Origin of the sequence: Knoellia aerolata DSM 18566 (genome assembly GCF_000768695.1) — a bacterium.
Taxonomy (GTDB): domain Bacteria; phylum Actinomycetota; class Actinomycetes; order Actinomycetales; family Dermatophilaceae; genus Knoellia; species Knoellia aerolata.
On sequence record NZ_AVPL01000080.1, the window covers coordinates 1 to 13641 of the forward strand.

Annotated in this window: 11 protein-coding genes; 2 read left to right on the forward strand and 9 right to left on the reverse strand. The window is 71.3% G+C overall.

The window, feature by feature from the left end; translation table 11 throughout:
• The coding region (locus N801_RS17410) for a TerC/Alx family metal homeostasis membrane protein (protein WP_035940491.1) at positions 1-866 on the forward strand (866 nt) is incomplete at its 5' end.
• 19 nt (positions 867-885) lie between these two features.
• Here the strand turns inward: N801_RS17410 and N801_RS17415 are convergent.
• The 3 genes from N801_RS17415 to N801_RS17425 form a co-directional block, all read right to left on the reverse strand.
• Positions 886-2088, reverse strand: a complete 1203-nt coding sequence (locus N801_RS17415; protein WP_035940492.1) for an endonuclease/exonuclease/phosphatase family protein — start codon at positions 2086-2088, stop codon at positions 886-888.
• A 66-nt stretch (positions 2089-2154) separates the two neighbouring features.
• Positions 2155-2616 carry a VOC family protein gene (locus N801_RS17420; protein WP_035940493.1) on the reverse strand — a complete coding sequence of 154 codons (462 nt, stop codon included), beginning with the start codon at positions 2614-2616 and terminating at the stop codon, positions 2155-2157.
• Between the two features lie 161 nt (positions 2617-2777).
• Positions 2778-4784, reverse strand: a complete 2007-nt coding sequence (locus N801_RS17425) for a TIGR03960 family B12-binding radical SAM protein (protein WP_035940495.1) — start codon at positions 4782-4784, stop codon at positions 2778-2780.
• Positions 4785-4862: 78 nt separating this feature from the next.
• On the opposite strand from N801_RS17425, the gene N801_RS17430 reads away from it, so the two are divergent.
• On the forward strand, positions 4863-5462 hold the full coding sequence (locus tag N801_RS17430) for a protein-L-isoaspartate O-methyltransferase family protein (protein WP_035940496.1): 600 nt from the start codon (positions 4863-4865) through the stop codon (positions 5460-5462).
• Positions 5463-5596: 134 nt separating this feature from the next.
• On the opposite strand, the gene N801_RS17435 is transcribed toward N801_RS17430, so the two are convergent.
• The 6 genes from N801_RS17435 to infB form a co-directional block, all read right to left on the reverse strand.
• Positions 5597-7477 (reverse strand): AMP-dependent synthetase/ligase, encoded by a 1881-nt coding sequence (locus tag N801_RS17435; protein WP_052113259.1) that lies wholly within the window; start codon positions 7475-7477, stop codon positions 5597-5599.
• A gap of 112 nt (positions 7478-7589) precedes the next feature.
• Entirely contained in the window at positions 7590-8732 is a 1143-nt protein-coding gene (locus tag N801_RS17440) for an FtsW/RodA/SpoVE family cell cycle protein (RefSeq protein WP_052113260.1), read from the reverse strand.
• A complete protein-coding gene (locus N801_RS17445; RefSeq protein WP_035940502.1) occupies positions 8696-9658 on the reverse strand; it encodes a bifunctional riboflavin kinase/FAD synthetase in 963 nt (320 codons plus the stop codon). Before N801_RS17445 ends, N801_RS17440 begins: the two co-directional genes overlap by 37 nt.
• A 10-nt stretch (positions 9659-9668) precedes the next feature.
• On the reverse strand, positions 9669-10583 hold the full coding sequence (gene truB / locus N801_RS17450) for a tRNA pseudouridine(55) synthase TruB (RefSeq protein WP_035940497.1): 915 nt from the start codon (positions 10581-10583) through the stop codon (positions 9669-9671).
• Complete coding sequence (gene rbfA, locus N801_RS17455) at positions 10580-11077, reverse strand: 30S ribosome-binding factor RbfA (protein ID WP_035940498.1); 498 nt, start codon at positions 11075-11077, stop codon at positions 10580-10582. The genes truB and rbfA overlap by 4 nt, the downstream gene beginning before the upstream one ends.
• A gap of 123 nt (positions 11078-11200) precedes the next feature.
• Positions 11201-13641, reverse strand: a 2441-nt coding sequence (gene infB, locus N801_RS17460) for a translation initiation factor IF-2 (RefSeq protein WP_084109197.1), incomplete at its 5' end; no start/stop codon positions are given.

Genomic DNA, 13641 nt, shown 5'->3' on the forward strand with positions numbered 1-13641 from the left:
CGTTCTACGTCGCGATCCCCGTCGCCTTCGGGTTCTGGGTGTGGACCGTTCACGGTGGCGAGCGGGGCCTCGAGTACTACACCGGCTACCTCGTCGAGAAGTCGCTGTCGGTCGACAACCTCTTCGTCTTCCTCCTGCTGCTCACCGCCTTCGCCGTGCCGAAGGAGTACCAGCAACGGGTGCTGCTCATCGGCGTCGCCGGAGCGCTGGTGCTTCGCGGCATCTTCATCGCCCTCGGCGCCCAGCTCATCGCGGCCTTCTCCTGGGCCTTCCTGCTCTTCGGGGTGATCCTGCTGCTCACGGCCGTCAAGGTGCTCCGTGACGCCCTCTCCCACTCGGACCACGCCGTCGACGTCACGACGCTGCGCTCGGTGCGGGTGCTGCGCCGCTTCTGGCCGGTCACCGAGGAGTACCACGGCACCCGGCTCTCGGTCCGCGAGAACGGCCGCCGGGCCCTCACCCCGATGGCCCTGGTCGTCGTCGCCATCCTCGGCACCGACGTCGTCTTCGCGATCGACTCGGTGCCCGCGGTCTACGGCATCACCGAGGACCCGTACCTCGTGTTCGCGACCAACGCCTTCGCGCTCCTCGGGCTGCGCGCTCTCTACTTCGTCCTCCAGGGGGCGCTGGCCTCGCTCGCCCACCTCGGTCACGGCCTCGCGGCGATCCTCGCCTTCATCGGGGTCAAGCTCGTCCTGCACTGGGCCCACGACGTGTGGACGTGGGTCCCGGAGGTCCCGACGCTGCTCTCCCTCGGCGTCATCGTCGCGATCCTCGCGACCGTCACGACCACGAGCATCCTGGCGCGCCGACGCGAGGAGCGTCGCGAGCGTGCCAACCCGCCGGTCGAGACCGCGGACCGCTGACTGGGGACGACAGGGCCGGTCAGCGCAGCGTGACGTCGGCCCAGACCAGCCGGTGGTCGCTCGTCGGGAAGGGGAACACGCCGGTGAGCCGGAACAGCGGGTCCGCCTGGACGGGCCAGAAGACCCCGGCGTCGGTGACGGTGAAGTGCCGCGACAGCAGCGTGTAGTCGACCCGCAGGTTGCCCGGCGCGGTGTCGGAGAAGTCGGCCGTGTCGTACCTCGGGTCGCCGCGGTGGGTGAGGTTGGCCCCGCCCTGGAGCCGGGCGGCCTCGACGGCGCCCGCCGAGGTCGCCTGCGGGTCGGCGATGCGGTGGTTGTCGAGCAGCTGGTGGATCGCCCCGTCGTAGGAGTCGCCGTCGAACGGGTCGGCGTTGTAGTCGCCGAGGATGACGAAGGCCTCGCTCGGGTTGAGGCCGCCGCGTGCGCCCTCGTCGTCGTAGACGTAGCCGGAGCGGCTCGGCGTGACGTAGTCGGCCCAGAACCGGATCTCGTCGTGGTTGCGGCGGCCGTTGCGGTCCTCCGGTCCGTCGAAGGTCGGCGGCGTCGGGTGCGCGGCGAGGACGTGGACGGTGCGCTTGCCGACGGTCACGGGGACGTCCCAGTGCGACTTGCTCGACAGCCGCAGGATGTCGAGCTCCTCGGGTGAGTACCATCCGTCGGGGATGACGTTGCCGGGCATGTCCTTCCAGAGGAACTGCTGGAAGGTCCGCACCGCGTCGGTCTGGATCGGGTACTTGGAGAGCACGACCATGCCGTACTGCCCCGGGAAGAGGCCGAACCCGAACGCGTCGTCACCGCCGCCGACGGTGCCGTCGTTGTTGAGGTCGAACCCGCTCGGGACACCGGTGTTGGAGGGTGCGACGAACGCGTACGGGTACTCGACCGGCGACGCCCCTCCCTGACCGACCTCGAGGTAGTTGTCGCGGAACAGGTCGACGGCGGCGCCACCCTCGACGTAGTCGAACTCGTTGAGCAGGATGATGTCGGGGTCGGTGCGCTGGATGACCTCGGCGACGGCCTTGGCCTGCGCGTTGCCCGGGGAGGAGAGGTCGCTCACGAGCTGGCCCTGGGCGTTGCGGTTGAGCGAGAGGTTGTAGGTCGCGACCCGCAGGTCCTGGCCGCGGTCCGCGGGCGCGCCGGACGCGGTCGGGGCGGTGACGGCCATCGGGGCGAGGGCGAGCAGGGCGGCGGCGCCGATCATGGCGGCACGGGCGAGGTTCATGGGTGGTCCTCCATCGGGGTCCAAGGGTTCCCCCAACCTAGCCACGGACGAGACACCCCGGAAGCGTCAGTCGAGGCAGAACTCGTTGCCCTCGGGGTCGGTCATGACGATGAAGCCGGCCTCCATCGGCGGGTCCGGCTCGACCCGTCGCTGGCGCGCCGCGCCCCGCGCCACCAGCCGCGCGCACTCCGCCTCGAGGGCGTCCATCCGTGCGTCACCCTCCAGCCCGGGCGCCGCCCGGACGTCGAGGTGGACCCGGTTCTTGGCGACCTTGCCCTCGGGCACCTGCTGGAAGAAGACCCGTGGGCCGGCACCGTCCGGGTCCTCGATGGCCGAGCGGGAGTTGTGCTGGTCCTCCGGGACGCCCATTTGCGTGAGGAAGTCGTCCCACGCCGCAAGCGGGTCGGCCTCGGGCGGGAGGTCGACGCCGGGTGGCCCCGGATGGACGTAGCCCAGGGTGTCGCGCCAGAACGTCGACAGGGCGCGGGGGTCGTGGGCGTCGAAGGTCACCTGGATCGTGCGGCTCACGGCGGGCTCCTCACCTCGGGGACGGGTCCACCTCAGCGTCGCACCGCCACCCGACAGCCGGTTGCCGTTCGCCCCGACGAGTCGGGGTCTCTGTGACGGGTCGGGGCGTCAGGAACCCCCGACCCGTCACGGAACCCCCGACCGGTCACCCCCGCTCTCGGTCAGGCGCCGGCGTGGGAGTGCTCGGCCATGCCGACCTTGCCGGCACCGAGGACGGTGAGCGGCAGCAGGTGCTTTCCCGTCGGCCCGATCTCGATCTCGGTCCCCATCTGCGGGCAGACGCCGCAGTCGAAGCAGGGCGTCCAGCGGCAGTCGTCGACCTCGGTCTCGTCGAGCGCGTCGAGCCAGTCCTGCCAGAGCCACTCCTTGTCGAGCCCGGAGTCGACGACGTCCCAGGCGAGGACCTCGGACTCCTGCCGCTCGCGCGTCGTGTACCAGTCGACGTCGATGGGCCACTCGCTGGCCGCGAACGCCTTCTCGGCAGCCGCCATCCACAGGTCGTAGGAGAAGTGCTCGCTCCACCCGTCGAACCGCCCGCCGTCGCGCCACACCTGCTCGATGACGGCGCCGACCCGGCGGTCGCCGCGCGAGAGCAGCCCCTCGACGATGCCGGGCTTGCCGTCGTGGTAGCGGAACCCGATGGAGGAGCCGTAGCGGCGGTCGGCCCGGATCGCGTTGCGCAGCTTCTCCAGCCGGGCGTCGGTCTCGTCGGCGGAGAGCTGGCTGACCCACTGGAACGGCGTGTGCGGCTTCGGCACGAACCCGCCGATCGAGACGGTGCAGCGGATGTCCTTGCGTCCGCTCACCTGACGGCCGGTCTCGATGACCCGCTTGGCCAGCTCGGCGATCTGGAGGACGTCCTCGTCGGTCTCGGTGGGGAGCCCGCACATGAAGTAGAGCTTGACGTTGCGCCACCCCGCGCCGTAGGCCGCGGCGACGGTCGAGATGAGGTCCTCCTCGGTCACCATCTTGTTGATGACCTTGCGGATCCGCTCGCTGCCACCCTCCGGCGCGAAGGTCAGGCCGGAGCGGCGACCGTTGCGGGTCAGCTCGTTGGCGAGGTCGATGTTGAAGGCGTCGACGCGCGTCGACGGCAGCGACAGCCCGGTCTGGGTTCCCTCGTAGCGGTCGGCCAGGCCCTTGGTGATCTCGGCGATCTCGGAGTGGTCCGCGCTCGAGAGCGAGAGCAGACCGACCTCCTCGAACCCGGTCGCGGCCAGCCCGCGCTCGACCATCTCGCCGATGCCGGTGATCGAGCGCTCGCGCACGGGGCGGGTGATCATCCCGGCCTGGCAGAACCGGCAGCCGCGCGTGCAGCCGCGGAAGATCTCGACCGACATGCGCTCGTGCACCGACTCGGCGAGCGGCACGAGGGGCTGCTTCGGGTACGGCCACTCGTCGAGGTCCATGACGGTGTGCTTGGACACGCGCCACGGCACGCCGGGCTCGGTGGGGGCGATCCGCTGGATCCGCCCGTCCGGGAGGTAGCTGACGTCGTAGAAGCCGGGCACGTAGACCCCGCCCGTGCGCGCCAGGCGCAGCAGCAGCTCGCGGCGACCACCCGGCATACCCTCGCGTTTCCACCCCGCGACGAGCTCGCTCACCATGAGGACCGCCTCCTCGCCGTCCCCGATGATCGCCGCGTCGATGAAGTCGGCGATCGTCTCGGGGTTGAACGCGGCGTGCCCGCCCGCGACGACGACCGTGTCACCGTCGGTGCGGTCGCGGGCGTGCAGCGGGATCCCTGCGAGGTCGAGCGCGGTGAGCATGTTCGTGTAGCCGAGCTCGGTCGAGAACGACAGCCCGAGCACGTCGAAGTCCCCGACGGCGCGGTGCGAGTCCACGGTGAACTGCGGGACCCCGCTCCCCCGCATGAGCGCCTCCATGTCCGGCCACACGGCATACGTCCGCTCGCAGAGCACGTGGGGACGCTCGTTGAGGACCTCGTAGAGGATCATCGAGCCCTGGTTGGGGACGCCGACCTCGTACGCGTCGGGGTACATGAGGGCCCAGCGGACCGTCACCTCCGCGGGGGTGTCCGCGCCGCAGTCCCAGGCCTTGACGGTCGAGTTGAGCTCGCCGCCGACGTACTGGATGGGCTTGCTCACCTGCTCGAGCAGGGGCTCGAGCTCGGGGAACAGGGAGGCGCCAGCGGTGCGGGTGTCCATCCGTCCAGCGTACGTTCGCGGCGGCGATGTCCCCAAAGTCACGCCGCGCCAGCGCGCCCCGCGGAGCACACTGGGGTGATGGATGCCGCGCAGCGGGTGGCGGAGGCGATGGCCGCGTGCCCGCGTGAGGGTTTCCTGCCGCGGCGCGAGCGTCGTCACGCCCGGCGCGACGGACCGCTGCCCATCGGTCACGGCCAGACGAACTCGCAGCCGCGCACGGTGGCGGCGATGCTCGAGCTCCTCGACGTGCAGCCCGGCGACTCGGTGCTCGACGTCGGCGCGGGGTCGGCGTGGACGACGGCACTGCTGGCCCACCTCACCGGCCCGACCGGGAGGGTGCTGGGGGTGGAGCGGATCCCGGAGCTCGCCGCCGTGGGTGCCGCGAACCTCGAACGAACCGGTATGCCGTGGGCTCGCCTGGGTCTGGCCGTGCCGGGGGTCCTCGGCTCACCGGACGACGGGCCGTTCGACCGGATCCTCGTGTCGGCGGAGGCGCAGACCCTCCCCCGGTCCCTCGTCGACCAGCTCGTTCCGGACGGGGTCATGGTCATCCCGGTGCGGGGGTGGATGCACCGCGTGCGGCGCGACCCGGGCTTCGACGCCGACGGCAACGCCACCGGTGACGCGCAGGTCGAGGTCCACGGTGCCTACCGCTTCGTCCCCCTCGTCGAGGACTGAGGCGCGGGCCCCGACCCCTGCCCCAGCCCCGGCCCCAGCCGCAACCGTCCCGACTTATTGCGCATTCCGGCCGTAGAAACTCGACATGAGTCGCGTTGCTACGGCCGGAATGCGCAATACGTCGGGGTCTGGGGTCAGCTGCCGGCGTAGTGCGCGTCCAGGTCGTCCTTGTAGCGCTCGGTGACGACCTTGCGCTTGAGCTTGAGGCTCGGGGTGAGCTCGCCCCCGTCGACGGTGAGGTCCTGGTCGAGGATCGTGAACTTCTTGATCGTCTCCCAGCGGTTGAGCCCGGCGTTGAGCTGGTCGACGTAGCCCTGGACCATGTCGCGGGCGGCGTCCGAGGTGACGACCTCCGAGTAGGGCCGGCCCGCCATCCCGTTGGCCTCGGCCCAGCCGGTCATGGCGTCGGGGTCGAGGGTGACGAGGGCGGAGACGAAGTTGCGGTCGGCGCCGTGGACGACGAACTGGCTGACGTAGGGGCACAGGCCCTTGAACTGCGACTCGATGATCGAGGGCGCGACGTACTTGCCGTTGGACGTCTTGAAGAGGTCCTTCTTGCGGTCGGTGATCCTGAGGAAGCCGCGGTCGTCGAGCTCGCCGATGTCGCCGGTGTGGAACCAGCCGTCGGCGTCGAGGACCTCGGCGGTCGCCTCGGGGTTGTTGTGGTAGCCGTCCATGACGCCGTCGCCCCGAAGGAGCACCTCGCCGTCCTCGGCGATCCGGAGCTCGGTGCCCGGCAGCGGCCACCCGACGGTGCCGTAGCGGTAGGCGCTGGGCCGGTTGACCGTCGTCGCCGCGGAGGACTCGGTGAGACCGTATCCCTCGCCGACGAGCATTCCCATGGAGTCGAACCAGCGGCCCACGTCCTGGTTGAGCGCGGCCGAGCCGGAGATGAACAGGCGCACCCGGCCGCCGAAGCGGTCGCGGACCTTGCTCAGGACGAGCTTGTCGGCGAGCGAGTACTTGGTGGCGAGCAGGCCGCTCGGGTCCTTGCCCTCGGCGCGCAGCTCGCTCACCTCACGGCCGACCCCCTCGGCCCAGCGGAAGAGCTTGAGCTTCACGCCGCCGTCGGACTCCATCATCATCTGGACCCGGTTGTAGGCCTTCTCGAAGATGCGGGGGGCCGCGCCCATGAAGGTCGGCTTCACGACGGCGAGGTTGTCGACGATCTTGTCGATGCGACCGTCGATGGCCGTCGGGAAGCCGATCTGCAGCGGCAGGGTGAGGAGCAGCTTGCCGAAGACGTGGGCCAGCGGCAGCCAGAGGTACTGCAGGTCGTCGTCCCGGAGGATGCCGGTCGAGTCGGTCGCGGCGACCTCGTAGGTCCACGACTTGTGGAGCAGACGCACGCCCTTGGGACGTCCCGTCGTGCCGGAGGTGTAGATGATCGTCGCGAGGCGGTCGGGGGTGAGGGCGTCGATCCGCTCGTCGATGAGGGCGGGGTTGCGCTCGAGGCCGGTGCGGCCGAGCGCCTCGAGAGCGTCCAGGCTGATGACCCAGTCGTCCTCGCCCGTCGCGGCCTCGGGGTCGAACGTGACGACCTTGGTGACGCCGGGGATGGTGGAGGCGATCCGGCGCAGCTTGGCGACCTGCTCGGCGTCCTCGGCGAAGACGACCTTGCTCTGCGAGTCGCCGAGGATGAACGCGACGTCGTCGTCGATGGTCGTCGGGTAGATCGTCGTCGTGACACCGCCGGCGACCATGACGGCGAGGTCGGCCAGGGCCCACTCGTAGCGCGTGGACGAGGCGACGGCGACGCGGTCCTCCGGTCCGACGCCCAGCGCGACGAGGCCGGCACCGATCGCGTAGACCGTCTTCTGGACCTCGGCCCACGTGACGGTCACCCACTCGTCGCCGGACTCGCGGACCTTGGCGTACATGAACGCGTCCGAGTTCGGCGTCGCCGTGACCCGGTCACGGAAGAGGTGCCCGACACTGGCGGCGCGCTCCTCGATGAGGCGGTGGTCGACGGGCTCGTCGGCCGGTGAGTGGATCTGGGCAGTCGCAGCAGGCATCTCGTGTTCCTCGTCTTTGGGGAGCGCTTGCGCGGAATGCTGCCACAGCGGACCCTTCCGGTGGCGGCGGTCGGCCCAAACGTGACCGACGGGTAACCCGCCCCACCCGGGTTCAGGTGCGGCGGCCCTCGCGCTGCCCCGCGGCATACGCGGCGTTGACGACACCGACGGCGAGCCACGACGCGAACATCGACGACCCGCCGTACGAGATGAACGGCAGCGGCAGCCCCGTGACCGGCATGACACCGAGGTTCATCCCGACGTTCTGGAAGACCTGGAAGGCGAGCCACGTGCCCACCCCGATGCCGACGAACCGGCCGAACGCGTACGGGGACCGGCCGGCCACGACGAAGATCCGGATGACGATGAAGGACAGCAGGGCGAGCAGCCCGGCCGCCCCGACGAAACCGAGCTCCTCCCCCGCGACCGAGAAGATGAAGTCGTTGAGCTGGTAGGGGATGAACCCGCCCTGCGTCTGGCGGCCCTCCATGAAGCCCTGCCCGGTCCAGCCCCCGGAGCCGATCGCGAGCCGGACCTGGCGGGTCTGGTAGCCGATGCCCTCGGGGTCGGCGCTGGTGTCGGCGAAGGCGAGGAGCCGGTTGCGCTGGTAGTCCGAGAGCAGCGGCGTCGTCAGGGCCGCGACGACGACCCCGGTGGCCGCGAGCGCGATGCCGGCGATCCACCGGCGCGAGGCCCCCGCGACGGCGATGACGACGAACGCCAGCGCCCCGAGCACCACCGCCGACCCGAGGTCGGGCTGGAGCATGATGAGCGCGACGGGCACGGCGGCGAGGGCCCAGCCGAGGGCCACGTCGCGTCCGGTCGGCGCGACCCGGCGCTCCCACCGCTCGGCGAACACGAACGCGAGGACGAGGACGAGCCCGACCTTGGCGAACTCCGACGGCTGCACCGTGAAGCCGGCCGCCACCGGGATCCACGACCGCGACCCGTTGACGGTGAGCCCGAGCGGGGTGAGCACCACGACCAGGCCGAGCAGGGAGACCCCGTAGATCCACGGCGCGACGAGCCGCAGGCCGTGGTGCCCGAGGCGGGTGACGGCGACCGCGAGCGCGATGCCGATGACGGTGTTGAGGAGATGACGGGCGAGGTATGCCGTCCCTGCCGCTTCGTGGGTCGCCGACCACACGAGCAGCGCACCGACGAGCGAGGTGCCGGCCGCCCCGAGGAGGAGGCCGACGTCCTGCCGGAGCCAGCGGGTCAGGAGTGGACGATCTGGGTGAGCACCGAGCGGCACTGCTCGACGTCCTTGGCCATGGCGACCATGAGGTCGTCGATGCTGTCGAAGCGCAGGGTCGGGCGGATGTGCTCGACGAACTCGACCATGACGCGCTCGTCGTAGAGGTCGAGGTCGTCGCGGTCGAGGACGTAGGCCTCGACGGTGCGCCGGTCCTCGGTGTCGAACGTCGGGTTGGTCCCGATCGAGACTGCGGCCGGCATGGTGCGGTCGGGCTCGCCCTCGGCGAGGTCGAGCCGGGTGAGCCATCCGGCGTAGACGCCCTCCGCGGGCACGAGCCCCTCGGAGTCGGGTGACAGGTTCGCCGTCGGGTAGCCGAGCTCGCGGCCGCGGTGGTGACCGTGGACGACCGTGCCGACGACGCGGTGGGGACGGCCGAGGACGCGGGCCGCCGCGGCGACGTCGCCCTCTCGCAGGGCGCGGCGCACGGAGGTCGACGACCAGCGCTCGCCCTCCCCCAGGTCCTGCAGCGCGACGACCTCGAACCCGAGCGTGGCACCGAGCTCGCGCAGGGTGTCGACGTCGCCGGAGTTCCGGTAGCCGAACCTCGTGTCGACCCCGACGACGACGACGTGGGCGTCGAGCCCGTCGACGAAGGTGCGCCGGACGAACTCCTCCGGGGTCTGCCGCGCGAACTCCGCCGTGAACGGCAGCACGAGCAGGCCGTCGATGCCGGTGGCCTCGAGGAGGTCGTCGCGCAGGGTGCCGGGGGCGATGAGCTCGGGCGCGCGCTCGGGGTGCAGCACCGCGACCGGGTGCGGCTCGAAGGTGACGGCGACCGTGGGCAGGTCGAGCTCGGCGCCGGTCTCGAGCAGCTGCTGGAGCACCGCCCGGTGACCTCGGTGGACGCCGTCGAAGTTGCCCATGGTGAGGACGCAGGGCCGCAGCTCGGCGGGGGTGGCTGCGGGGTCGGTGAACCGGTGCACGCTGGACACTCTACGAACTCGGCGGGGCGAACACGACGTGGCTCCGCGCCGTGGGTCCGGACTCGTCCAGCATCGCGACGAGCGCGCCGTCGGGGCCGAACGCCGCCACGGGCTCGGGGCGCCCCGGTCGGGCCGACGGGAGGCGCTGGCCATGACCGATGGTCCGGGCCTCGTCGGCGGTGAGCTCGCGGGCGTCGAAGGCGGCCCGGGCGGCGTCCGCGAGCGGGACCACCGGCATGGGCTCGCCCTGACGGGCCTCGAGGTCGGCGAGCGGGTGTGCGGCGCCGAGGTCGAAGCCGCCGACCCTCGTGCGCCGCAGCGCGGTGAGGTGGCCGGCCGAGCCGAGGGCGCTGCCGAGGTCGCGGGCGAGCGCCCGGACGTAGGTGCCCGAGGACACGGTGACCTCGGCGTCGACGTCGACGACGTCGAGGCCGTCCACGACGAGCCGCCGGACGGCGCGGACGTCGAAGCGCGACACGGTCACGGGGCGCGGGGGCAGGTCGAAGCTCTCCCCCGCCCGGGCCCGGTGGTAGGACCGCTCGCCCTTGACCTTGATGGCGCTGACCGAGCTCGGCACCTGCTGGATGTCCCCGGTGAGGGTCGCCACGGCGGCGGCGACCGCCTCGTCGGTGAGGTCGGTGGCCCCGGGCGCGCTCGTCACCTCACCCTCGGCGTCGTCGGTGAGCGTGCCCTGGCCGAGCCGGATCGTCGTCGCGTAGTCCTTGTCGCAGCCGACGAGGAAGGTGAGCAGCCGGGTGGCGCGACCCACACCGAGCACGAGGACACCGGTGGCCATCGGGTCGAGGGTGCCGGCGTGGCCGACCTTGCGGGTGCCGCAGAGCCGGCGGGCACGGGCGACGACGTCGTGGCTGGTCCAGTCGCTCGGCTTGTCGACGACGAGGATCCCGTCGACGACCTCGATCACGGGCGGTCGGTGTCTGCGGGCGCTGCCGTGTCGGCGGGCGCTGCCGTGTCGGCGGGTGCCTCGGCGTCACCGGCCTCGTCGTCGCGGCGGTAGGGGTCGGTGTCGCCGGCGTAGGAGGCCCCCGCTGCGGCGGCGGCCACCTCGGCGTCGCGCTCCCGGGCCTCCTGGAGCAGGACCTCGAGGTGGGCGGCGGTCTCGGGGATGGCGTCGGCGATGAACTCGAGCGAGGGCGTGAGCCGGATGCCGAGCTGCTTGCCGACGTGGCTGCGGAGCTTGCCCCGGTTGGCCTCGAGCAGGTAGGTCGTCTTGGCGCGCTGGTCCTCGTCGCCGAAGACGGTGTAGAAGACCGACGCGTGCTGGAGGTCGTTGGTCACCCGGACGTCGGTGATCGTCACGAACCCGAGGTCGGGGTCCTTGATGATCGGGTCGAGTCCTGCAGCGATGAGGGTCTTGATGCGGTCGGCGACCTTGCGGGCGCGGGCGGCGTCAGCCACGACAACTCCTTGTGTGCTGGTGGTCTGTCCCGACACCCTAGGTGCGGGACGTGGGGGACGGACCGGCCGGCATACCGAAGTCGGTATGCCGGCCGGTCACGTCGGGCGAAGCCGTGCGCGCTCTCAGGCGCGGGGCTTCTCTCGCATCTCATAGGTGGAGATGAGGTCCTCGATCTGGAGGTCGTTGTACGACCCCAGGTTGATGCCGCACTCGAAGCCCTCGCGGACCTCGGTGACGTCGTCCTTGAACCGGCGCAGGCCGGCGATCTCGACGTTCTCGGACACGACGACCCCGTTGCGGGTGATCCGCGCCCGGGTGCCGCGCTTGATCTCGCCACTGCGGACGATCGACCCGGCGATGTTGCCGAACTTGCTCGAGCGGAAGATCTCGCGGATCTCGGCGGTGCCGAGCTCGACCTCTTCGTACTCGGGCTTGAGCATGCCCTTGAGGGACTGCTCGATCTCCTCGATGGCCTGGTAGATCACCGAGTAGTAGCGGATCTCGACGCCCTCACGCTCGGCGTAGTCAGCGTTCAGGCCCTCGGCCCGGACGTTGAAGCCGATGATGATGGCGTTGGAGGCCACGGCCAGGTTGATGTTGTTCATCGTGATGGCACCGACGCCGCGGTCGATGATCCGCAGGTCGACGTCCTCGCCGACGTCGATCTGGAGGAGCGCGTCCTCGAGGGCCTCGACAGAACCCGACACGTCACCCTTGAGGATGAGGTTGAGGGTGTCGACCTTGCCCTGCGCGATCGCCTCGTTGAGGTCCTCGAGCGAGATGCGCTTGCGGGCCTTGGCCAGGCTGGCCTGGCGGTCGGCCGACTCGCGACGCTCCGCGATCTGGCGTGCGGTGCGGTCGTCCGGCGCGACGACGAAGGTGTCGCCGGCGCGGGGGACGGACGAGAGGCCGAGCACCTGCACCGGACGCGACGGGGTCGCCTCGGTGAGGTTCTGGCCGTGCTCGTCGAGCATGGCGCGCACGCGGCCGTAGGAGCTGCCCGTGACGATGGCGTCGCCGACCCGGAGCGTTCCGGACTGGATGAGCACCGTCGCGGTCGCACCACGACCCTTGTCGAGGTTGGCCTCGATCGCGACACCACGGGCGTCACGGTCGGGGTTGGCCCGCAGGTCGAGAGCGGCGTCCGCGGTGAGCAGGACGGCCTCGAGCAGCGCGTCGATGTTCTCGCCCTGCTTGGCCGAGACGTCGACGAACATCGTCTCGCCGCCGTACTCCTCGGCGACGAGGTTGTACTCGGTGAGCTGCTGACGGATCTTGGACGGGTTGGCGCCCTCGACGTCGATCTTGTTGACCGCGACGACGATCGGGACGTCGGCCGCCTGGGCGTGGTTGAGCGCCTCGATGGTCTGCGGCATGACGCCGTCGTCGGCGGCGACGACGAGGATCGCGATGTCGGTCACCTTGGCACCACGGGCACGCATGGCGGTGAACGCCTCGTGGCCCGGGGTGTCGATGAAGGTGATCGGACGGTCGACGCCCTCGTGCTCCTTGTGGATCTGGTAGGCACCGATGTGCTGGGTGATGCCACCGGACTCGCCACCGGCGACGTTCTCGTTGCGGATCGCGTCGAGCAGGCGGGTCTTGCCGTGGTCGACGTGACCCATGACGGTGACGACCGGCGGGCGGGCCGCGAGGTCCTCCTCGTCCTCGGCGTCGACGCCGATCTCGAGGTTGATGGAGAAGGCGTCGAACAGCTCCTTCTCCTCCTCCTCGGGCGAGACCATGCGGATGTCGTAGCCGAGCTCGGCGCCGAGCAGGCGGAACGTGTCCTCGTCGAGGCTCTGGGTCGCGGTCGCCATCTCACCGAGGTGGAACATGACGGTGACGAGCGAGCCGGGGCTGGCGTTGATCTTGTCGGCGAAGTCCGTGAGGGATGCACCCTGGCGCACCTGGATGACGGTCTTGCCATCACCACGGGGAACGCTCACGCCACCGATCGACGGTCCCTGCATCTCCTCGAACTCCATGCGCTTGGCGCGCTTGGACTTGCGGGCGCGACCGGGACGGCCACCACCGCGACCGAAGGCACCAGCAGTCGAGCCGCGACCGGCTCCACCGCGGAAGCCACCGCCACCGGGACGACCGGCGAAGCCGCCGCCGCCACCGGGACCACCCGTGCCGCCACCGGGGCGACCGGGAGCGCCACCGGCACCGGGACGAGCGCCACCACGACCACCGGGACGCTCACCCGGACGGGCGACCGCACTGGAGGACGGCATCATGCCGGGGCTCGGACGGGCGCCGCCGGGACGCGGACCTGCCGCACCCGCAGCGGCGCCACCGGGACGAGGGGCGCTGCGCGGACGCGGCATCCCCTGGCTCGGGGCGAACGGGTTGTTGCCCGGACGGGCGGCGCCGCCCTCGCGACCGGCCTGGGGGCCACCCTCACGAGGAGTCTCACGGGCGCCGTCGCGGCCCTGGCGCATGCCCTGGCTCGGGGCGAAGGGGTTGTTGCCGGGGCGCGGGGAACCCGCACCGGGGCGACCGGACGGGCGCGTGCCCGACTCGGGTGCCCTGGCCGCGGGTGCGGCCGGGGCGGGAG

Bases quoted from the DNA above. Each gene is read 5' to 3' on its own strand.
- N801_RS17415 (WP_035940492.1), bottom strand. From the start codon at position 2,088: ATGAACCTCGCCCGTGCCGCCATGATCGGCGCCGCCGCCCTGCTCGCC.
- N801_RS17425 (WP_035940495.1), bottom strand. From the start codon at position 4,784: ATGGACACCCGCACCGCTGGCGCCTCCCTGTTCCCCGAGCTCGAGCCC.
- N801_RS17430 (WP_035940496.1), top strand. From the start codon at position 4,863: ATGGATGCCGCGCAGCGGGTGGCGGAGGCGATGGCCGCGTGCCCGCGT.
- N801_RS17435 (WP_052113259.1), bottom strand. From the start codon at position 7,477: ATGCCTGCTGCGACTGCCCAGATCCACTCACCGGCCGACGAGCCCGTC.